This is a genomic window from Pseudonocardia sp. ICBG601 (genome assembly GCF_020496245.1).
Genome location: NZ_JAHLJA010000086.1, coordinates 1 through 20897 on the forward strand (window position 1 = coordinate 1; position 20897 = coordinate 20897).

A 20897-nucleotide genomic window follows, 5' to 3' on the forward strand; every position below is an offset into this window, starting at 1 on the left:
TCCTGGTGGAGAAGATGTTGCAGGACACCCAGCGGACGTCGGCGCCGAGCGCGACGAGGGTCTCGATGAGGACCGCGGTCTGGGTGGTCATGTGCAGGGACCCGGCGATCCGGGCGCCCGACAGCGGCTTCGACTCGCCGTACTCCCGGCGCAGGTCCATCAGGCCCGGCATCTCGTTTCTCGCGAGCCGGATGTCCTTGCGGCCGTACTCCGCCTCGGAGATGTCGGCGTGATCGCGAAGTCCAGGCCGCCGGCATGCTGCAGCTTCGGGTGATCGGTCATGGGGTGGTGTGGTCGCCTCCTCAGGCGATCGAGTCGTACTCGTCGGCACGACGGGTGCGGTCCGACGGCGAGGAGGAGCGACGTGCACGGGGCACGGCGTCCCCCTCCTCGTCGGAGACAGGCGCCCTTTCTCGTCCGTGCCGGCCGGGCCCGAGCGTGGCGGACGGACCGTGACCGGTCACGGCCGCTGCAGCGCCTCTCGGCGCCCGGCGATGTCGCGACCTCCATGGTCGCGAGCCGGTGCGGGGTGTCACTCATGCGTGATCAGCCCGTCAGGTGCTCGGCGAGCAGCCCGCTCGCCGCGACCTCGCGGCCGTGGGCGGCCAGCAGCCGGCCGGGGCCAGCACGGACTCGCTGTCGACCCGCACCTCCGCCCGGGCCAGCAACGGGGCCAGGACGGCGTCGTGGCGCACCGTGCGGGCCGCGGCGGCCAGCCCGGCCGCGTCGCGCTGGCGGAACACGCCCCCCCGGTGAGGACGACGAGACCGACTCACCTGCGTCGACGGGGTGTCCGGGCCGGGCTCGGGCTGCGCGGGGTCGGCGAGGACGCCGGTGTGGCGCAGGTGCCTGCGCAGCGCGACCACCGCGGCGATCGCCGCCAGCCTGCGGTCCTCGGCCGCCGCGCCCGGTCGGCGGGCACGGTGGCCCGCGACTCCTGCAGCGTGGCGACGGCCGGGCCGAGCAGGTCGGCCTCGACCGGGTCGACGATGCCCTCGGTCTGGGCCTCCGTCAGGACGCCGACGGCGCCGTCGCGCACCCCCGAGGTCACCCTCCTCGGTCGCGGCCGCCGGACCGGAGCCGGGGCCGTGGCGGTGCACGTCGGTGGTCGCCGAGCCGACGTCGACGACGAGCACCCCGGTCCCGGTCAGCCGGGCCAGCACCCCGGCCCCGTCGCCGACGGCGGCGTGCGTGCCGGACCGGACCAGCGCGCCGAACCGGCCGGTGCCCGACCCCAGGACGTGCCGGGCGTAGAGCGCGGCGACGGCGTCCCGCGCGGGTCCGGCGACGATCGTGCCCGGCTGCGGCGTGACGTTGGGGCAGGTCGTCACGGCCCGCCCGCCGGCCAGCAGCAGGCCGAGCGCGTCGGCGCGGGCGTCCTCGCCGACCGAGAGCAGCACCGGCCAGTGCCCGCGGGTGCGGGCCAGCCTGCCCGCGTTGTGCAGCAGCACCGCCGGGTCGGCCCCGTCGGCCCCGCCGAGCAGCAGCACCGCCCCGGGACGACGGCTCGACAGCTCCAGCACCGCGTCGGGCTCCAGCGGACCGGGGTGCACCCCGACCACCCGAGCCCCCGCGGAGCGGCAGACCCGGTGCCCGGCCTCGGTCGCGGTCAACGTCTCGGCCCCGACCACGGCCAGGCGCAGGGCCCCGCCGGCCGAGGAGCAGGCCAGCACCCGCGGCGCGGCACGCCTGCGCCGGCCCGCGGCGGCCGCGGCGGCGGCGACCGCCGCGTCGACCCCGGTGAGCACGTCGGGGGTGGTCGGGTGCTCGGCGAATCCCGCCGGGGTCCCGTCGGGCAGCACCAGCACGGCCTTGGTCCAGCAGGAGCCGACGTCGAGGCAGACCGCAGGCGTGTGCGGGTCGTCCGGCGACGCGTCGGTCATGGAGGGCGAGCGTACTGCGGCCGGGCGGTTACAGGGAGTGGTCCGGGGAAGATCGGTTGCGACGCGCACGTGGCCGAGAGGTGGGTGCCCCGGCCCCACGATCGACACCATGATCAGCAGTACCTGAGCGCTGCCGCGGTCCGGCCGGACAGCGCTCAGGTACTGATCGACTGCGTCTCGGATCGACTACTGCTCGGACTGCTGCGGGGCCTTGCGTCCGCGGGACTCGGCGGCGATCTCGGCCAGGGACTGGCCGGTGGCCAGCCGCGAGCGCCTGCGGCCGTAGACGAAGTACAGGACCGCACCCAGCGCCATCCAGCCGAAGAACCGGATCCAGGTGTCGGCCGGCAGGAACAGCGCCACGCCGAAGCAGGCCACCGCCGACACGATCGGCAGCACCGGCATGAACGGCACCCTGAACGTGCGGGGCAGGTCCGGGCGGCGCTTGCGGAGCACGATCACGCCGATCGAGACGAGCACGAACGCGGCCAGGGTGCCGATGTTGACCAGCTGGCCCAGCTCGGTGAGCTCCAGGAAGCCGCCCATCAGGGCCGCCGAGACGCCGGTGATGATCGTCAGCCGGTACGGGGTGCGGAACCGCGGGTGCACCCGGGCCAGCCACGGCGGCAGCAGCCGGTCGCGGCTCATCGCGAACGCGACGCGGGTCTGGCCGAGCATCAGCGTCATGATCACGACGGTGAGGCCGATCAGGATGCCGAAGGAGATGATGAACTCCGCCGCGGGCAGCCCGGTCGCGGCCATCGCCGCCGCGGCCGGCGCCTCCACCCCGAGCTGCCCGTAGGGCAGGATCCCGGTGTAGACCAGCGACACGATGATGTAGAGCAGGGTCGCGATGGTCAGCGAGGCGATGATGCCGATCGGCATCGTGCGCTGCGGCTCCCGTACCTCCTCCGACAGCGTCGCGACGATGTCGAAGCCCAGGTAGGCGAAGAAGACCAGCGCGGCGGCGGTGAAGACGCCGGTCAGGCCGAACGCCGTATCGATGCCGAACAGGTCCATGATCAGCGGGGTGCCCGCCGCGGTGGAGTAGTCGGCCGGCCGGGCCTCCGGGACGAACGGGATCCAGTTCTCGCCCGAGACAAAGAAGACACCGATGCCGATGATCCCGGCGACGATCACGAGCTTGAGCGTGGTGACCGTGGCGTTGACCCAGGCCGACAGCTTGATGCCGACGATCAGCACGGCCATCATCAGCAGCGCGATGAACACCGCGGGCAGGTCGACGATCCCGCCGCCGCCGGGCCCGGCCGAGACGGCGTCGGGCACCGGGAGCCCGATGCTCGCCATCACCGTGTCGAAGTAGCCGCCCCAGCCCTTCGACACCGTGGCCGCGCCGAGGGTGAACTCCAGGACGAGGTCCCAGCCGATCATCCAGGCGATGAACTCGCCCATCGAGGCGTAGGAGAACGTGTACGCGCTGCCCGCCACCGGGACGGTGGAGGCGAACTCGGCGTAGCAGAGCGCCGCGAGCGCGCACACGATCCCGCTGATGAGGAACGAGAGGGACACCGCGGGACCCGAGTAGAGCGCCGCCGCCTCCCCTGCCAGCACGAACACGCCGGTGCCGATCAGGACACCGATCCCCATGATCGTCAGCTGGACCGGGCCGAGGGCCTTCTTGAGCTGGAACTCCGGTTCCTCGGTGTCCCAGATCGCCTGCTCGACCGATTTCGTACGAAAGATCCCACTGTTCGGGCTTCTGGCCGTCATGGCGGAAAAGATACGGAAAGTCCGTTTGATGCGGAACGGCGGCGCCCCCGGTCCGGGTGCGCCGCCGTCGTGGAGCGGGTCGGGTCAGTCCGAGGACGACGCCTGGGCGGGCAGGTCGCCGCGCTCGCGACGACCGAGGATCGAGTTCTTCCGCGAGTAGGCGAAGTACACGACCACACCGATGACCATCCAGATGATGAACCGCAGCCAGGTCTCGACCGACAGGTTCAGCATCAGCCAGACGCAGGCGAGCACGGCCAGGATCGGCACGAGCGGCACCAGCGGGGTACGGAAGCCGCGCGGCAGGTCCGGCCGGGTCCGGCGCAGGACCACCACGCCGATCGAGACCAGCACGAACGCGAACAGCGTGCCGATGTTGACCATCTGCTCGAGGTCCTGGGCCGGGAAGAACGTCGCGACCAGGGCGATGACGACGCCGATCAGCCAGGTGGCGCGCCCCGGGGTGCCGAAGCGGTTCGTCTTCGCCAGCGCGGTCGGCAGCAGCCCGTCGCGCGACATCGCGAAGATGACGCGGATCTGGCCGAGCATCAGCACCATGACGACCGTGGTGAGACCGAGCAGCGCACCGATGGCGATGATCGTCGCCGCCCAGTTGATGCCCAGCGAGGCGAAGGCGGTGGCCAGCGTGGCGCGGGTGCCGTCGGGCTTCGTGGCCAGGTCGGTGTAGGGCACCATGCCGGTGATCACGAGCGCGACGGCGACGTAGAGCACGGTGACGATCGCGAGCGAGCCGAGGATGCCGCGCGGCAGCGCCTTGGACGGGTTCTTCGTCTCCTCCGCGGTCGTGGCGACGGCGTCGAAGCCGATGAAGGCGAAGAACACGATCGCGGCGGCGGCGAACACCCCGTAGACGCCGAAGACGCTCGACGAGGCGCCCCCGAAGAACGACAGCAGCGACTGCTGGATGCCGGTGCCGGTGTCGACGCTGCCGGGCGTGGGCTCCGGGACGAACGGGGTGTAGTTCGCCGCGTTGATGAAGAAGGCACCCAGGATGATCACGAACAGCACGATCGCGACCTTGATCGTGGTGATCACCAGGCTGACCCGGCTGGACAGCTTCGTGCCGCGGTAGAGCAGGAACGCCAGGACGACGACGAGCAGCAGCGCGCCCCAGTCGAAGGAGAAGAAGCTCCCCAGCTCGAACGAGGTCGACACCTCGATGCCGAGCAGGCCGAGGGTCTGGGCGAGGTACTCCGACCAGCCCTTCGAGACGTAGGCCGAGCCGACAGCGAACTCCAGCACCAGGTCCCAGCCGATGATCCAGGCGATGAACTCGCCCAGGGTGGCGTAGGAGAAGGTGTAGGCGCTGCCGGCGACCGGCACCGTCGAGGCGAACTCCGCGTAGCAGAGCGCGGCCAGACCGCAGGCGACCGCCGCCAGCACGAACGACAGCGACACCGCGGGTCCCGCGATGTTGCCGGCCGTGCTGGCGGCCAGGGTGAAGATGCCGGCGCCGATGACCACCGCGACTCCGAAGACGATCAGGTCGATCGTCCCGAGGTCCTTTTTCAGCCGGGTGTCCGGTTCGTCGGTGTCCCGGATGGATTGCTCGACCGTCTTGGTGCGGAACATGCCGCCACCACGGCTCGTGACCGTCATGGCCGGTGAAACTACGACCGCGTTGCGGCCTGCGTCACGAATCCGGGGCCGGATTTAAGGTCACGATGGTGTTGCGCCGTCGAACCGGTCCCGGTCAGACGGTGCCGTACGGCAGCCCGTGGGCCTGCGCGACCTCGTGCGACAGCAGCCTCCCGGCGTGGGTCGACAGGCCGGCGGCCAGGTGCGGGTCGGCCTCGGTCGCGGCCCGCCAGCCCCGGTCGGCCAGGCGCAGCACGTGCGGCATCGTGGCATTGGTCAGCGCGCGGGTCGAGGTGTGCGGCACGGCGCCGGGCATGTTCGCGACGCAGTAGAAGATCGTGTCGTGCACCTGGTAGGTCGGATCGGCGTGGGTGGTCGGCCGCGAGTCCTCGAAGCATCCGCCCTGGTCGATCGCGATGTCGACGAGCACGGCACCGGGCCGCATCTGGGAGACGAGCTCGTTCGACACCAGGGTCGGCGCCTTGGCCCCGGGCAGCAGGACCGCGCCGATCACGAGGTCGGCGGTGGTCACCGCCTCGCGCACGGACAGCGCGGTGGAGTACTGGGTGCGCACGGCCCCGCCGTACTGCTCGTCGATCGCGCGGAGCTTGTCGACGTCGACGTCGAGCACGGTCACCTTCGCCCGCATGCCGGCGGCGATGGCGATGGCGTTCGCCCCCGCGACACCGGCCCCGAGCACGACGACCTCGGCGCCCGGGGCGCCCGGGACGCCGCCCAGGAGCATGCCGCGCCCGCCGGCCGAGCGCATGAGGTGGTAGCCGCCGGCCTGCGGGGCGAGCCGGCCCGCGACCTCGCTCATCGGGGCGAGCAACGGCAGCCGGCCGCGGGAGTCGGTGACGGTCTCGTAGGCGATGGAGGTCGTCCCAGCCGACAGCAGCGCGTCGGTGCAGGCACGCGACGCGGCCAGGTGCAGGTAGGTGAACAGCGTCAGGTCGGGCCGGAGGAAGCCGTACTCGGACTCGATGGGCTCCTTCACCTTGAGCAGCAGCTCGGCCGACCCCCACACCTCGGCGGTGTCGGACACGATGTGCGCCCCGGCCTCCTTGAAGTCCGCGTCGGAGATCGCGGACCCGGCGCCGGCGTCGTGCTCGACGACGACCTCGTGCCCCGCCCGACGAGCTCGTGCACCCCGGCGGGCGTGAGCGCCACCCGGAACTCGTTGTCCTTGGTCTCCTTCGGCACTGCGACGCGCATGTCCTTCTCCTCCGCTCGGGGCCCTGTCCTGCATCAATGGTGAAGAAACATCGATAAGCTGCCAACAGAACTGAGCAAGATTCTCTGAGGTGACTGATGAACGACGATCCTTCGTCGACGCCGCGGAAGAGGCCGCCGTCGTCGAACCCTGTTCGGCTCGACGGGGTCGACCGCGCCCTGCTGCGCCAGCTGGAGCGGGATGCCCGGACGCCGAACAACTCACTCGCGGCGGGGGCGGGAATCGCCCCGTCGACGTGCCTGGGCCGGGTCCGGGCACTCCGCGAGAGCGGGGTGATCCGCGGTACCACGCCGACGTCGACCCGGCGGCGACCGGCCACCCCCTGCAGGCGATGATCTCGGTCCGTCTGCAGTCCGACGCCCGCGACCGGCTCGCCGAGTTCGTGACCCGGGTGTCCCGCCGCCCCGAGGTCCGCGACGTGTACTTCCTCGCCGGCGAGGACGACTACATGATCCGGGTCGCGACCGCCGACACCGTGGCACTGCGCGACCTGGTCGGCACGCTCAACGCCTGGGCCGAGGTCGCGGGCACCCGCACGTCACTGATCTTCGAGCACCACCGGGCGCCCGACACCTACTGAGCAGCGTCACCACCTGAGCCGCGTCTCCTACTGAGCTGCGTCTCCTACCGAGCTGCGTCTCCTACCGAGCCGCGTCTCCTACCGAGCCGCGTCGTAGCCGTGGCGGATCAGCGCGAACGCGGCGTCGAGGTGCTCGCGGGCCCGACCGGCCTGCTCACGCAGCAGCGGCGGGATCCCGACGACGACGTGCGCGAGCACCCGGTCTGCCGGTGACGGTTCGTCCCGACCTGCGTCGCGGGCCAGCTCCGCCGCGAGCGCGGCCTCGTGGCGGGCCCACATCCGTCGCGCGTGGTCGCGCAGGCTCGGCGCCGCATCGATGATCCTGCGGAAGCGCTCCAGCTCCTCCGAGCCCGGCCGCCGGTCCGACGGCGGCCCGTCGACGCGCCGGAGCAGCCAGGCCTGCAGCCCGTCGACGACGTCGGTCCCCGGCGCACGGTCGCGCACCGCGGCGACCAGCTCGGCCTCCTGCGCCCCGTCCTCGTCGAACAGCAGCGCCTCCTTGCTGCCGAAGTGCTTGAACAGCGTGGTGACCGAGACGTCCGCGGCCTCGGCGACCTCGGCGACGGTCACCTCGTCGAAGCCCCGGTCGAGGAACAGCCGCAGTGCGGCGTCCGCGATGCCCTGGCGGGTGGCGGCCTTCTTGCGTTCGCGGCGTCCGGGCGTGGTCACGACGACAGGTTAGCGCAGTCACTCTGTAAGTGAAGTGACTACACTTTTGTAGTCGCTTCATCTACAGTCGGCGTCATGACCGACACCAGCAGCACGCGCACCGCACGTCCTCGTCGCCGGGGCCGGCCCCGGCGGCCTGACCCTCGCCCGCGTCCTGCAGCGCCACGACATCGCCGTCACCGTCCTCGAGCGCGAGACCGACATCGCCACCCGCGACCAGGGCGGCACCCTGGACATGCAGCGCGACAGCGGACAGATCGCGCTCGACGCCGCCGGCCTGCTCGAGGAGTTCCTGCGCATCTCCCGGCCCGAGGGTCAGGACATGCGGATGCTCGCCCTCGACGGGACCGTCCTGCTCGACGAGCGCGCCGCGCCCGGCGAGACGTTCAACCCCGAGATCGACCGCGGCGACCTGCGCACCCTGCTCCTCGGGTCGCTCGGCCCGGCACGGTGCGCTGGGGCGCCCGGCTCGACCACGTCGAACACCGCGACAACGGACGACTCGACGCGTACTCGACGGGGAGCCGGGCAGGATCACCGCGGACCTCGCGTCGGGCGGACGGGGCACGTTCCCGGGTCCGCCCGCTGCTGTCGGACGCGACGCCGTCGGACGGGGTCACGTTCGTCGAGCTGCGGGTCACGCCGTCGGCGTTCCCCGGGCTCGACGACCTGGTCGGCCGCGGCTCCATGAGCGCCCGCGCCACCGGCCGGGCGCTGTTCTGCCAGCGGCTCGCCGACGGCTCCGCCCGCGTGTACGCCGGTGTCCGGGGGAGCGCGGGTGGGCCGCCGCGCACGGGCTCGGCAGCACCGGCGGGGTGCTCGACGACCCGGCGGCCGCCCGCGCCGTGCTGCTCGACGCGTTCGGCGACGCCGCCCCCGAACTGCGGGAGCTCATCGTCCGCTGCGACGACCGGATCATCGACCGGCCGCTGGAGATGCTGCCGGTCGGGCACCGGTGGGAGCCGGTCCCGGGCATCACCCTGATCGGCGACGCCGCCCACCTGATGTCGCCGTTCTCCGGGCAGGGCGCCAACTCCGCCATGCTCGACGCCGCCGACCTGGCCCGGGAGATCGCCGCCACCCCGGACGACCTCGTCGCGGCGGTCACCCGCTACGAGGCGACCATGTTCCCGCGGGCCGAGGCCAACGCCGCCGCGGCGGCGCAGGGGCTGGAGCGCTTCTTCTCCGCGGCCGCCGCCGCGGACCCGGTGGCGGCGTTCGCCGAGGTGGCAGCGGCCGTCGCCGCGGCAGCCGAGGGGGACCGGGCCCGCCGCGGATGAGCCGCCGGTGCGACAGCGCTGCCCGCGAGTGCGGGCGCGGTTACAGGCGTCGCCCGCCAGGAAGACGGTGGCAGGCCAGCACCCGCGGCGCGGCACGCCTGCGCCGGCCCGCGGCGGCCGCGGCGGCGGCGACCGCCGCGTCGACCCCGGTGAGCACGTCGGGGGTGGTCGGGTGCTCGGCGAATCCCGCCGGGGTCCCGTCGGGCAGCACCAGCACGGCCTTGGTCCAGCAGGAGCCGACGTCGAGGCAGACCGCAGGCGTGTGCGGGTCGTCCGGCGACGCGTCGGTCATGGAGGGCGAGCGTACTGCGGCCGGGCGGTTACAGGGAGTGGTCCGGGGAAGATCGGTTGCGACGCGCACGTGGCCGAGAGGTGGGTGCCCCGGCCCCACGATCGACACCATGATCAGCAGTACCTGAGCGCTGCGCCGCGGTCCGGCCGGACAGCGCTCAGGTACTGATCGACTGCGTCTCGGATCGACTACTGCTCGGACTGCTGCGGGGCCTTGCGTCCGCGGGACTCGGCGGCGATCTCGGCCAGGGACTGGCCGGTGGCCAGCCGCGAGCGCCTGCGGCCGTAGACGAAGTACAGGACCGCACCCAGCGCCATCCAGCCGAAGAACCGGATCCAGGTGTCGGCCGGCAGGAACAGCGCCACGCCGAAGCAGGCCACCGCCGACACGATCGGCAGCACCGGCATGAACGGCACCCTGAACGTGCGGGGCAGGTCCGGGCGGCGCTTGCGGAGCACGATCACGCCGATCGAGACGAGCACGAACGCGGCCAGGGTGCCGATGTTGACCAGCTGGCCCAGCTCGGTGAGCTCCAGGAAGCCGCCCATCAGGGCCGCCGAGACGCCGGTGATGATCGTCAGCCGGTACGGGGTGCGGAACCGCGGGTGCACCCGGGCCAGCCACGGCGGCAGCAGCCGGTCGCGGCTCATCGCGAACGCGACGCGGGTCTGGCCGAGCATCAGCGTCATGATCACGACGGTGAGGCCGATCAGGATGCCGAAGGAGATGATGAACTCCGCCGCGGGCAGCCCGGTCGCGGCCATCGCCGCCGCGGCCGGCGCCTCCACCCCGAGCTGCCCGTAGGGCAGGATCCCGGTGTAGACCAGCGACACGATGATGTAGAGCAGGGTCGCGATGGTCAGCGAGGCGATGATGCCGATCGGCATCGTGCGCTGCGGCTCCCGTACCTCCTCCGACAGCGTCGCGACGATGTCGAAGCCCAGGTAGGCGAAGAAGACCAGCGCGGCGGCGGTGAAGACGCCGGTCAGGCCGAACGCCGTATCGATGCCGAACAGGTCCATGATCAGCGGGGTGCCCGCCGCGGTGGAGTAGTCGGCCGGCCGGGCCTCCGGGACGAACGGGATCCAGTTCTCGCCCGAGACAAAGAAGACACCGATGCCGATGATCCCGGCGACGATCACGAGCTTGAGCGTGGTGACCGTGGCGTTGACCCAGGCCGACAGCTTGATGCCGACGATCAGCACGGCCATCATCAGCAGCGCGATGAACACCGCGGGCAGGTCGACGATCCCGCCGCCGCCGGGCCCGGCCGAGACGGCGTCGGGCACCGGGAGCCCGATGCTCGCCATCACCGTGTCGAAGTAGCCGCCCCAGCCCTTCGACACCGTGGCCGCGCCGAGGGTGAACTCCAGGACGAGGTCCCAGCCGATCATCCAGGCGATGAACTCGCCCATCGAGGCGTAGGAGAACGTGTACGCGCTGCCCGCCACCGGGACGGTGGAGGCGAACTCGGCGTAGCAGAGCGCCGCGAGCGCGCACACGATCCCGCTGATGAGGAACGAGAGGGACACCGCGGGACCCGAGTAGAGCGCCGCCGCCTCCCCTGCCAGCACGAACACGCCGGTGCCGATCAGGACACCGATCCCCATGATCGTCAGCTGGACCGGGCCGAGGGCCTTCTTGAGCTGGAACTCCGGTTCCTCGGTGTCCCAGATCGCCTGCTCGACCGATTTCGTACGAAAGATCCCACTGTTCGGGCTTCTGGCCGTCATGGCGGAAAAGATACGGAAAGTCCGTTTGATGCGGAACGGCGGCGCCCCCGGTCCGGGTGCGCCGCCGTCGTGGAGCGGGTCGGGTCAGTCCGAGGACGACGCCTGGGCGGGCAGGTCGCCGCGCTCGCGACGACCGAGGATCGAGTTCTTCCGCGAGTAGGCGAAGTACACGACCACACCGATGACCATCCAGATGATGAACCGCAGCCAGGTCTCGACCGACAGGTTCAGCATCAGCCAGACGCAGGCGAGCACGGCCAGGATCGGCACGAGCGGCACCAGCGGGGTACGGAAGCCGCGCGGCAGGTCCGGCCGGGTCCGGCGCAGGACCACCACGCCGATCGAGACCAGCACGAACGCGAACAGCGTGCCGATGTTGACCATCTGCTCGAGGTCCTGGGCCGGGAAGAACGTCGCGACCAGGGCGATGACGACGCCGATCAGCCAGGTGGCGCGCCCCGGGGTGCCGAAGCGGTTCGTCTTCGCCAGCGCGGTCGGCAGCAGCCCGTCGCGCGACATCGCGAAGATGACGCGGATCTGGCCGAGCATCAGCACCATGACGACCGTGGTGAGACCGAGCAGCGCACCGATGGCGATGATCGTCGCCGCCCAGTTGATGCCCAGCGAGGCGAAGGCGTGTGCCAGCGTGGCGCGGGTGCCGTCGGGCTTCGTGGCCAGGTCGGTGTAGGGCACCATGCCGGTGATCACGAGCGCGACGGCGACGTAGAGCACGGTGACGATCGCGAGCGAGCCGAGGATGCCGCGCGGCAGCGCCTTGGACGGGTTCTTCGTCTCCTCCGCGGTCGTGGCGACGGCGTCGAAGCCGATGAAGGCGAAGAACACGATCGCGGCGGCGGCGAACACCCCGTAGACGCCGAAGACGCTCGACGAGGCGCCCCCGAAGAACGACAGCAGCGACTGCTGGATGCCGGTGCCGGTGTCGACGCTGCCGGGCGTGGGCTCCGGGACGAACGGGGTGTAGTTCGCCGCGTTGATGAAGAAGGCACCCAGGATGATCACGAACAGCACGATCGCGACCTTGATCGTGGTGATCACCAGGCTGACCCGGCTGGACAGCTTCGTGCCGCGGTAGAGCAGGAACGCCAGGACGACGACGAGCAGCAGCGCGCCCCAGTCGAAGGAGAAGAAGCTCCCCAGCTCGAACGAGGTCGACACCTCGATGCCGAGCAGGCCGAGGGTCTGGGCGAGGTACTCCGACCAGCCCTTCGAGACGTAGGCCGAGCCGACAGCGAACTCCAGCACCAGGTCCCAGCCGATGATCCAGGCGATGAACTCGCCCAGGGTGGCGTAGGAGAAGGTGTAGGCGCTGCCGGCGACCGGCACCGTCGAGGCGAACTCCGCGTAGCAGAGCGCGGCCAGACCGCAGGCGACCGCCGCCAGCACGAACGACAGCGACACCGCGGGTCCCGCGATGTTGCCGGCCGTGCTGGCGGCCAGGGTGAAGATGCCGGCGCCGATGACCACCGCGACTCCGAAGACGATCAGGTCGATCGTCCCGAGGTCCTTTTTCAGCCGGGTGTCCGGTTCGTCGGTGTCCCGGATGGATTGCTCGACCGTCTTGGTGCGGAACATGCCGCCACCACGGCTCGTGACCGTCATGGCCGGTGAAACTACGACCGCGTTGCGGCCTGCGTCACGAATCCGGGGCCGGATTTAAGGTCACGATGGTGTTGCGCCGTCGAACCGGTCCCGGTCAGACGGTGCCGTACGGCAGCCCGTGGGCCTGCGCGACCTCGTGCGACAGCAGCCTCCCGGCGTGGGTGGACAGGCCCGGCGGCCAGGTGCGGGTCGGCCTCGGTCGCGGCCCGCCAGCCCGGTCGGCCAGGCGCAGCACGTGCGGCATCGTGGCATTGGTCAGCGCGCGGGTCGAGGTGTGCGGCACGGCGCCGGGCATGTTCGCGACGCAGTAGAAGATCGTGTCGTGCACCTGGTAGGTCGGATCGGCGTGGGTGGTCGGCCGCGAGTCCTCGAAGCATCCGCCCTGGTCGATCGCGATGTCGACGAGCACGGCGCACCGGGCCGCATCTGGGAGACGAGCTCGTTCGACACCAGGGTCGGCGCCTTGGCCCCGGGCAGCAGGACCGCGCCGATCACGAGGTCGGCGGTGGTCACCGCCTCGCGCACGGACAGCGCGGTGGAGTACTGGGTGCGCACGGCCCCGCCGTACTGCTCGTCGATCGCGCGGAGCTTGTCCACGTCGACGTCGAGCACGGTCAGCTTCGCCCGCATGCCGGCGGCGATGGCGATGGCGTTCGCCCCCGCGACACCGGCCCCGAGCACGACGACTCGGCAGCCCGGGGCGCCCGGGACGCCGCCCAGGAGCATGCCGCGCCCGCCGGCCGAGCGCATGAGGTGGTAGCCGCCGGCCTGCGGGGCGAGCCGGCCCGCGACCTCGCTCATCGGGGCGAGCAACGGCAGCCGGCCGCGGGAGTCGGTGACGGTCTCGTAGGCGATGGAGGTCGTCCCAGCCGACAGCAGCGCGTCGGTGCAGGCGCGCGACGCGGCCAGGTGCAGGTAGGTGAACAGCGTCAGGTCGGGCGGAGGAAGCCGTACTCGGACTCGATGGGCTCCTTCACCTTGAGCAGCAGCTCGGCCGACCCCCACACCTCGGCGGTGTCGGACACGATGTGCGCCCCGGCCTCCTTGAAGTCCGCGTCGGAGATCGCGGACCCGGCGCCGGCGTCGTGCTCGACGACGACCTCGTGCCCCCGCCCGACGAGCTCGTGCACCCCGGCGGGCGTGAGCGCCACCCGGAACTCGTTGTCCTTTGTCTCCTTCGGCACTGCGACGCGCATGTCCTTCTCCTCCGCTCGGGGCCCTGTCCTGCATCAATGGTGAAGAAACATCGATAAGCTGCCAACAGAACTGAGCAAGATTCTCTGAGGCCTTCTGATGAACGACGATCCTTCGTCGACGCCGCGGAAGAGGCCGCCGTCGTCGAACCCTGTTCGGCTCGACGGGGTCGACCGCGCCCTGCTGCGCCAGCTGGAGCGGGATGCCCGGACGCCGAACAACTCACTCGCGGCGGGGGCGGGAATCGCCCCGTCGACCTGCCTGGGCCGGGTCCGGGCACTCCGCGAGAGCGGGGTGATCCGCGGGTACCACGCCGACGTCGACCCGGCGGCGACCGGCCACCCCTGCAGGCGATGATCTCGGTCCGTCTGCAGTCCGACGCCCGCGACCGGCTCGCCGAGTTCGTGACCCGGGTGTCCCGCCGCCCCGAGGTCCGCGACGTGTACTTCCTCGCCGGCGAGGACGACTACATGATCCGGGTCGCGACCGCCGACACCGTGGCACTGCGCGACCTGGTCGGCACGCTCAACGCCTGGGCCGAGGTCGCGGGCACCCGCACGTCACTGATCTTCGAGCACCACCGGGCGCCCGACACCTACTGAGCAGCGTCACCACCTGAGCCGCGTCTCCTACTGAGCTGCGTCTCCTACCGAGCTGCGTCTCCTACCGAGCCGCGTCTCCTACCGGCCGCGTCGTAGCCGTGGCGGATCAGCGCGAACGCGGCGTCGAGGTGCTCGCGGGCCCGACCGGCCTGCTCACGCAGCAGCGGCGGGATCCCGACGACGACGTGCGCGAGCACCCGGTCTGCCGGTGACGGTTCGTCCCGACCTGCGTCGCGGGCCAGCTCCGCCGCGAGCGCGGCCTCGTGGCGGGCCCACATCCGTCGCGCGTGGTCGCGCAGGCTCGGCGCCGCATCGATGATCCTGCGGAAGCGCTCCAGCTCCTCCGAGCCGGCCGCCGGTCCGACGGCGGCCCGTCGACGCGCCGGAGCAGCCAGTCCGGGACCTCCTCGGCGGAGCGTCGTTCCAGCAGGCCCCTCAGGTCCAGGATCTGGGCGACCTGGTCGTAGTCGGCCAATCTCCTGGCCGGTCGTTCGACCGCCCCCACCGGCTCGGCTTCCACCGGCCGCAGCATCCGCATGAACCCCTCGACGTCGTCCACTCGCCCACCTCCCGCAACGCACTGGCGAATGACACCGCTGTAAGTACAGCGCTGACACTCGCTCTGTGCAAGCCGGCTCTGCCGATTGAGTGAAGGGTCGCGCGCGGACGTTTCCTCCGACGACATGGAGTATGGGTACGTGCCGTCCCTGACACGCCGCATCAGCCCCTGGTTCCTGCTGATCCTCGGCGTCACCCTGCTCGGTGGTGTTCTCGCTGCCGCCGCCGTCCCCGCCCAGTCGCCGGCCCTGGCGACCCTCGGGATCTTCGTCATGGTGCTCGGCGGCTGGGTGGTGTCGCTGTGCCTGCACGAGTACGGGCACGCCATCACCGCCTACCGCGGCGGGGACACTCGGTCGCGGCGAAGGGCTACCTGACCCTCGACGTACGGCGCTACACCGATCCCGGCCTGTCACTGGTGCTGCCGCTGATCATCCTGCTGATCGGCGGGCTGCCGCTGCCCCGGCGGCGCGGTGTGGATCAACCAGTGGCGCTGCGGTCGCGGGCCCGGCGCAGCGCGGTCTCGCTGGCGGGCCCCGCGGCGAACCTCGTGCTGGGCATCGTGTTGATCATCACGGTGGCCGCGTTCCCGGGGATGCCGATCCCCGTCGCGGCGGGACTGTCCGCGCTCGCCTACTTCCAGATCATCGCGTTCGTGCTGAACATGCTGCCCGTGCCGGCCTCGACGGCTGGGGCGTGCTGGAGCCGTACCTGTCCGTGCCGGCACTGCCCTCGGCGAGCGGGGCCGGCCCTGGGCGCCGTTCGTGCTGCTCGCCCTGCTGCTGTTCGTGCCCGGGGTGGGCGCACTGTTCTTCGCCGTCACCCAGCTGCTCTTCGGCGCCGCCGGCGGCAACCAACAGCTGTTCCAGCTCGGCTACTCCGAGCTGTTCTTCTGGCGCAACCTCTGAGAGCGTGTTTGGAAATGGTGGGTGTGTCGGGATGGTCGACACGGCTGGGGTGCTCCATCGTGGTCGGCATGCAGGAACGACCGCGCCGGTACCCCTCGGACACCAGTGATGCCCAGTGGGTGGTGATCGAGCCGTTGTTACCGCCGCTCGCGCGGCGGGGGCGGCCTGTTGCTCATGCTCGTCGGGACGTGCTGGACGCGATCTTGTATGTCGTGCGGACCGGGTGTGCCTGGCGGGCGTTGCCGGTGGACTTCCCGCCCTGGCAGACCGTCTACTGGTACTTCAACCAGTGGGAACAGCAGAAGGTCACCGAGAAGATCCTCCCGGTCGTGCGGGGGCAGTTACGTATCGCCGAGGGCCGTGATCCGGAGCCGAGTGCGGGGATCATCGATTCCCAGTCGGTCAAGGGCGCCGACACCGTCGGCCAGGACTCCCGCGGCTACGACGCCGGGAAGAAGACAGGCGGGCGGAAACGGTTCATCGTGACCGACACCCTCGGTCTGCTGCTGACCACGATGGTGTGCTCGGCCTCGGTACAGGACCGCGACGGCGCCAAGCCGATCCTGCTCAACCTCTACCTGCGCACCAGGGTGCGGTTCGTCTACGCCGACGCCGGCTTCGCCGGGCGACTGCTCGACTGGGCCGCCACGATCCTGCAGACAACGATCGAGATCATCCGCAAGCCACCGAGCAGCGCGGATTCACCGTCCTCCCACGAAGGTGGGTGGTCGAACGGACCCTGGCCTGGCTCACCGCACACCGACGCCTGGCCCGAGACTACGAACGCCACCCCACCACATCCGAAGCCATGATCCGCTGGGCCGCGATCAACACCATCACCCGCCGCATCGCCCGTGGATACCCCGCCACCCGCCAGCAGAAACACACGACACCCTCAACCCACTAGAATTTCCAAACACGCTCTGAGCCCCGCTCACCGCTCCGCGCGCGAACCCCGATTCTGCGCGCGGACGTCGGTTTCCCGCGCGGACGCCGGTTCTGCGCGCGGACTCAGGTGTCGCTCGCGCACGCCGGTTCCGCGCGCGGACGCCGGTCTCGCGCGGGCGCCGGTTCCCGAGCGGACGCCGGTCTCCCGAACGGCCGCCGGTCTCCCGAACGGACACCGCCGGGGTGGGGCGGGCGGGGCGGCAGGTCAGCGGGCGGCGGCGACCATCGTCGCGACGGTGTCGTCGTCGTCCGGGAGGGCGTCGACCGGCCACCAGCGCAGGTCGAGCGACTCGTCGCTGATCCGCGGGGTCGCCCCGGCCGGGGCGCGGACCAGGTAGCGCACGTCGAGGTGCCGGGTCGGGACGCCGAGCGAGCAGGTGACCGGGTGGACGTCGACGTGCAGCGGGTGCTCGCCGATCTCCAGCCCCGCCATCCCGGACTCCTCGGTGGCCTCCCGCAGCGCCGCGGCGCGCAGCGAGCCGTCGCCGGGCTCGCAGTGCCCACCCAGCTGGATCCAGCGCCCGACCCGCGGGTGCAGGGTCAGCAGCGTGTGCTCGCCGGTCGCGTCGAGCAGCAGCGCCGACGCGGTGAGATGACCGGGCACGCAGGAGCGGTCGCAGGCGTCGTCCGGGCGCGCGTCCAGGAAGGCCAGCAGGGCGTGCTGCAGAGCCCGCTGACCGGCGTCGGGCGGGGTCCAGGCAGCGAGCTCGCGGGCAGCCGTCGCCGGGGCTACCACGGGTTCACAGCTCCAGCAGGCGTCGCCGACCGGCCGCGGCTCGCGCGGGGCGATCGGCTCGACCGGCACACCGACGGCGACCGCGCCGAGCGCCGCCCAGTCCTCGGGCAGGTCCAGGACCCGCCGGGCGACGTCCGCGGCGAAGATCGTCGAGCCGACCCAGCAGGACGCCAGTCCCTCCGCGGCCAGCGCGACCAGCAGGGACTGCACCGCCGCCCCGCCGGCGACGGTGAACATGTCCCGCTCGGCGGCGTTGCGGGCCGCGTCCGGGTAGCCGTGCATCCCCGCGGTGGACCGGAACGCCAGCACCAGCTCCGGGGCGCGGCGCAGCAGGTCCCCGCGGGCGAGGCGGCGCTCCACCTCGTCGGCCGGGCGCCCGTCGGCGACCAGGTCGGCACGCCAGCGCTCGCGCAGGGCGTCGAGCAGCGCGGTGCGCCGCGCCGCGTCGCGCAGCCACACGAACCGGAACGGGGTGCTGTGGTGCGGCGCGGGTGCGGTCAGCGCGACGCCCACCGCGCGGCGCACGGCGTCGGGGTCGACCGGCTCCTCGGCGAAGTCCCGGGTGCTGCGCCGCAGCAGGACCGCCTCGCGGCGTCCGCGGTCGATCGCCTCCTCGGTGCCCAGCCAGAACAGGTCCTCGGAGATCGGCCGGATCAGGTCGCGGGCGGTCGACCCGTCGTCGGGCAGGGCCGCGCCGCGCAGCACTGCCACCGGCAGCCCGCCGAGCTTTCCCTTCACCAGGTCCGCGGCCGCGGCGATCTCGTCGGCGACGGCGATCTCGGTGACGACCAGGTCGTTGCCCTGGCCGTCGACGGCGCCGGAGTAGCCGTGCAGCACCGGCAGCCCGGCCGCACCGATCGCGATGTCGGTCTGGCCGACCCGCCAGCTGCGCCCCAGGGTGTCGGTGACGACGACGCCGACCTCGACGCCGAGCCGCTCGGCCAGCCCCGCGCGCAGCCCGGCCGCGCTGGCGTCCGGGTCGACGGGCAGCAGGGCGAGCTCGTCGCGGCGGACGTTGGAGCCGTCGATGCCCGCGGCGGCCTGCACGATGCCGAGCTTCCCGGCCACGATCAGCGTCCGGCCCTTGCGGGCCACCACCCGCTCGGTCTCCTGGTCGACCAGCCTGCGACGCAGCGCGTCGCGCTCCTCGTCGTCGGAGGGGGCCGGCACCAGCCTGCCCTCGACCTTGGAGAACACCTTGCTGGTGACCACCACGACGTCGCCGTCGCGCAGCCAGGCCATCCGCTCGGCCAGGACGGCGGCGAAGTCGTCGCCGGGGCGGAACTCCGGCAGGCCGGGGACCGGGAGGATCTCCAGCTTCTGCGACGCGTGGTCGGGGAAACCGCCGGCCACCTCGGCCCTGTCGGCCCGTCGGCCCCGTCAGACACCGACGCCCGCCAGCTCGAACGCGGCGCGGGCCATGTCGGCGGTCGCGTCGTGGTCGGTCATCAGCAGCGGCACCTCGCGCACGGTCGCGCCGGGCACGGTCGCGGCGTCACCGGTGTGCACCAGGTAGCCGTCGAGCAGGCCGCCCTCGCCGCGGCCGCCGTAGTGCCGGCCCACGCCCTCGGCGCTGGTCTCGACGCCGATCGCGGTCAGGCAGGCGTCGGCCATGCCGCGCACCGGCGCCCCGCCGACGATCGGGGACAGCCCCACGACCTTCGCGGGCGTCGCGGCGAGGGCCTGGGCGACCCCGGGCACCGAGACGACGGTGCCGATCGACACGACCGGGTTGGACGGGGCGACGAGCACGACGTCGGCCCCGGCGATCGCGGCCCGGGCGTCGGGCAGGATCGCGGCCTGGTCCGCTCCGACCGAGGCGAAGCGGTACGCCTTCGGGGCGGCCCGGTGCCGACTCCACCACTCCTGGAAGTGGATCGCGACCTGCGGGGTCTCCTCGACCGCGGCCGGGTCGGGGTTGTCGATCACGACGTGGGTCTCGACGCGGTCGTCGGTGGCGGGCAGCAGCCGCACCCCGGGCTGCCAGCGGTGGCAGAGCGCCTCGGTGACCTGGGAGAGCGGGTAGCCGGCACGCAGCATCCGGGTGCGGACGAGGTGGGTGGCGACGTCGCGGTCGCCCAGCCCGAACCAGGTCGCGTCGGCGCCGTAGGCCTCCAGCTCGGCCTTGACCGACCAGGTCTCGTCCGACCGGCCCCAGCCCTTCTCGACGTCGATGCCGCCGCCGAGGGTGTACATGACGGTGTCGAGGTCCGGACAGACCCGGAGCCCGTGCAGCCAGATGTCGTCGCCGACGTTGACCACGGCGGAGACCTCGTGCTCGGACTCCCCCGCGCCGACCGCGGGCAGTCCGAGCGCGACCTTCACGCCTTGCAGGAAGCGGGCCCCGCCGACGCCGCCGACCAGTACGGTGACCTTCACGGGTACGACCCTACGTCGGTCAGAACGAGCGGTAGTCGCGCGGGGAGAACCGCGGCCCGAACCGGGGGCGGCGGAACCCGGACGCCTCGATGTAGCGCACCGCGCGCTGGCGTTGCGGGACGTAGGGGGCGAGCACCTCGAGCATCCCGGCGTCGTCGAGGTCGTGGCCGAGCAGTGCCCAGCCGACGGTGTTGGGCACGTGGAAGTCGCCGAAGCTGACCGCGTCCGGGTCGCCCCAGGCGCGCTGGGCGGTCTCCGCGGCCGTCCACACCCCGATGCCGCGGACCCGGCGCAGCAGCACCCGGCCCTGCTCCCCGCCCAGCTCGGCGGCCCGTTCCAACCGGTGGGCGACGACGGCGGCGTGCAGGATCGCCGTCCGGCGCGCGTGGTCGACGCCGGCCCGGTGCCACTCCCACTCGGGGATCGCCCGGACCTGCTCGGGCGTCGGCGGCACCCGCATCCCGGCGGGCACCACCCCGGCGGGCCCCGGCGCGGGGTCGCCGAAGCGCCGGGCGAGCTCGCGGAAGCTGCGGCGCGCCTCGGTGCCGGTGACCTTCTGTTCCAGCACCGCGGGCAGCAGCGCGTCCCACACCCGGCCGGTGGAGCCCAGCCGCAGGCCGGGACGGCGCCGGTGCGCGTCGGCGACGAGCGGGTGGTGCGCCACGAACGCCGCCGGGTCGTCGTCGGCCCCCAGCAGCGACGGCAGCCGGTCGATCTCCCAGGCCGCGCCCGGTCCCCAGCCGGTCGCCCGCACGGTGCCGTACGGGCCCCCGTCGGCCCCGGCGGCGGATCGCGACGGTGGCGGGGCCGGCAGGCGTCGTCGAGACCCGCCAGACCACGGCGCCGTCGACGGCGGTGCGCCAGGTGGGGTCGCCCCGGCCGCGGCGCAGCGGGGCCAGCACACCGTGCAGGTCGAGCGGGAACGGCGGCCGCCATTCCCGGTCCACCACC

The 20897-nt window shown here is 72.4% G+C and carries 17 protein-coding genes and 6 pseudogenes; 8 read left to right on the plus strand and 15 right to left on the minus strand.

The features are described from left to right. The 5 genes and pseudogenes from KPL57_RS23465 to ald (KPL57_RS23485) all read right to left on the minus strand — a co-directional run. A pseudogene (locus KPL57_RS23465) lies at window positions 1-282 on the minus strand (adenosylhomocysteinase); the annotation flags it as partial. Window positions 283-554: 272 nt separating this feature from the next. Beyond that, entirely contained in the window at window positions 555-1883 is a 1329-nt protein-coding gene (locus KPL57_RS23470) for a glutamate mutase L (RefSeq protein WP_226353196.1), read from the minus strand. 186 nt (window positions 1884-2069) lie between these two features. Beyond that, a complete protein-coding gene (locus tag KPL57_RS23475; RefSeq protein WP_226353197.1) occupies window positions 2070-3614 on the minus strand; it encodes an amino acid permease in 1545 nt (514 codons plus the stop codon). A gap of 84 nt (window positions 3615-3698) precedes the next feature. Next, on the minus strand, window positions 3699-5234 hold the full coding sequence (locus tag KPL57_RS23480) for an amino acid permease (RefSeq protein ID WP_226353198.1): 1536 nt from the start codon (window positions 5232-5234) through the stop codon (window positions 3699-3701). 94 nt (window positions 5235-5328) lie between these two features. Continuing rightward, window positions 5329-6428 (minus strand): annotated as a pseudogene (gene ald, locus KPL57_RS23485) (alanine dehydrogenase). Window positions 6429-6524: 96 nt separating this feature from the next. On the opposite strand from ald (KPL57_RS23485), the gene KPL57_RS23490 reads away from it, so the two are divergent. Then, window positions 6525-6782: an Lrp/AsnC family transcriptional regulator gene (locus KPL57_RS23490; protein WP_226353199.1), complete on the plus strand. Its 258-nt coding sequence runs from the start codon at window positions 6525-6527 to the stop codon at window positions 6780-6782. Further along, complete coding sequence (locus tag KPL57_RS23495; protein WP_226353200.1) at window positions 6779-7027, plus strand: Lrp/AsnC ligand binding domain-containing protein; 249 nt, start codon at window positions 6779-6781, stop codon at window positions 7025-7027. The genes KPL57_RS23490 and KPL57_RS23495 overlap by 4 nt, the downstream gene beginning before the upstream one ends. Before the next feature lie 78 nt (window positions 7028-7105). Here KPL57_RS23495 and KPL57_RS70090 read toward each other — a convergent pair whose 3' ends face one another. Continuing rightward, window positions 7106-7696, minus strand: coding sequence for a TetR/AcrR family transcriptional regulator (locus KPL57_RS70090; protein WP_226353201.1), 591 nt, complete (start codon window positions 7694-7696; stop codon window positions 7106-7108). A gap of 154 nt (window positions 7697-7850) precedes the next feature. Here KPL57_RS70090 and KPL57_RS23505 point away from each other — a divergent pair, with 154 nt between their 5' ends. Both KPL57_RS23505 and KPL57_RS70095 read left to right on the plus strand, forming a co-directional pair. Further along, window positions 7851-8387 carry a hypothetical protein gene (locus tag KPL57_RS23505; RefSeq protein WP_264198451.1) on the plus strand — a complete coding sequence of 179 codons (537 nt, stop codon included), beginning with the start codon at window positions 7851-7853 and terminating at the stop codon, window positions 8385-8387. Between the two features lie 124 nt (window positions 8388-8511). Next, window positions 8512-8976: an FAD-dependent monooxygenase gene (locus tag KPL57_RS70095; protein WP_226353202.1), complete on the plus strand. Its 465-nt coding sequence runs from the start codon at window positions 8512-8514 to the stop codon at window positions 8974-8976. Window positions 8977-9016: 40 nt separating this feature from the next. On the opposite strand, the gene KPL57_RS23515 is transcribed toward KPL57_RS70095, so the two are convergent. The 4 genes and pseudogenes from KPL57_RS23515 to ald (KPL57_RS23530) all read right to left on the minus strand — a co-directional run bounded on the left by KPL57_RS23515 (window position 9017) and on the right by ald (KPL57_RS23530) (window position 13817). Further along, window positions 9017-9268 carry a glutamate mutase L gene (locus tag KPL57_RS23515; RefSeq protein ID WP_226353203.1) on the minus strand — a complete coding sequence of 84 codons (252 nt, stop codon included), beginning with the start codon at window positions 9266-9268 and terminating at the stop codon, window positions 9017-9019. 188 nt (window positions 9269-9456) lie between these two features. Then, window positions 9457-11001, minus strand: coding sequence for an amino acid permease (locus tag KPL57_RS23520; RefSeq protein ID WP_226353197.1), 1545 nt, complete (start codon window positions 10999-11001; stop codon window positions 9457-9459). A gap of 84 nt (window positions 11002-11085) precedes the next feature. After that, a complete protein-coding gene (locus KPL57_RS23525) occupies window positions 11086-12621 on the minus strand; it encodes an amino acid permease (RefSeq protein WP_226353204.1) in 1536 nt (511 codons plus the stop codon). A gap of 94 nt (window positions 12622-12715) precedes the next feature. Further along, window positions 12716-13817: pseudogene (gene ald, locus KPL57_RS23530) on the minus strand (alanine dehydrogenase). Between the two features lie 97 nt (window positions 13818-13914). On the opposite strand from ald (KPL57_RS23530), the gene KPL57_RS23535 reads away from it, so the two are divergent. Next, complete coding sequence (locus KPL57_RS23535) at window positions 13915-14172, plus strand: Lrp/AsnC family transcriptional regulator (RefSeq protein WP_226353205.1); 258 nt, start codon at window positions 13915-13917, stop codon at window positions 14170-14172. Further along, window positions 14169-14417, plus strand: a complete 249-nt coding sequence (locus KPL57_RS23540) for an Lrp/AsnC ligand binding domain-containing protein (RefSeq protein WP_226353200.1) — start codon at window positions 14169-14171, stop codon at window positions 14415-14417. The genes KPL57_RS23535 and KPL57_RS23540 overlap by 4 nt, the downstream gene beginning before the upstream one ends. Window positions 14418-14461: 44 nt before the next feature. Here KPL57_RS23540 and KPL57_RS23545 read toward each other — a convergent pair whose 3' ends face one another. After that, on the minus strand, window positions 14462-14695 hold the full coding sequence (locus KPL57_RS23545; protein WP_226353206.1) for a hypothetical protein: 234 nt from the start codon (window positions 14693-14695) through the stop codon (window positions 14462-14464). A 405-nt stretch (window positions 14696-15100) separates the two neighbouring features. Between KPL57_RS23545 and KPL57_RS72605 the strand changes: the two are divergent. Then, window positions 15101-15883, plus strand: a pseudogene (locus KPL57_RS72605) (site-2 protease family protein). Between the two features lie 68 nt (window positions 15884-15951). Next, a protein-coding gene (locus KPL57_RS23555; protein WP_226353211.1) for an IS5 family transposase occupies window positions 15952-16790 on the plus strand; the annotation gives its coding sequence in 2 pieces (ribosomal slippage) (window positions 15952-16576 and window positions 16576-16790; 840 coding nt in all). Between the two features lie 246 nt (window positions 16791-17036). Here KPL57_RS23555 and KPL57_RS23560 read toward each other — a convergent pair. From KPL57_RS23560 to KPL57_RS23575, 4 genes and pseudogenes are all read right to left on the minus strand, one after another. Then, the gene (locus KPL57_RS23560; protein WP_020627715.1) at window positions 17037-17567 is read right to left on the minus strand and encodes an NUDIX hydrolase; all 531 of its coding nucleotides are present in this window, start codon (window positions 17565-17567) and stop codon (window positions 17037-17039) included. A gap of 33 nt (window positions 17568-17600) precedes the next feature. Next, window positions 17601-18920, minus strand: a pseudogene (locus KPL57_RS23565) (coenzyme F420-0:L-glutamate ligase); the annotation flags it as partial. 27 nt (window positions 18921-18947) lie between these two features. Then, a complete protein-coding gene (cofD, locus tag KPL57_RS23570) occupies window positions 18948-19946 on the minus strand; it encodes a 2-phospho-L-lactate transferase (RefSeq protein WP_226353207.1) in 999 nt (332 codons plus the stop codon). Between the two features lie 19 nt (window positions 19947-19965). After that, window positions 19966-20896 (minus strand): annotated as a pseudogene (locus KPL57_RS23575) (DNA-3-methyladenine glycosylase). Between the last annotated feature and the right edge of the window lies 1 nt (window position 20897).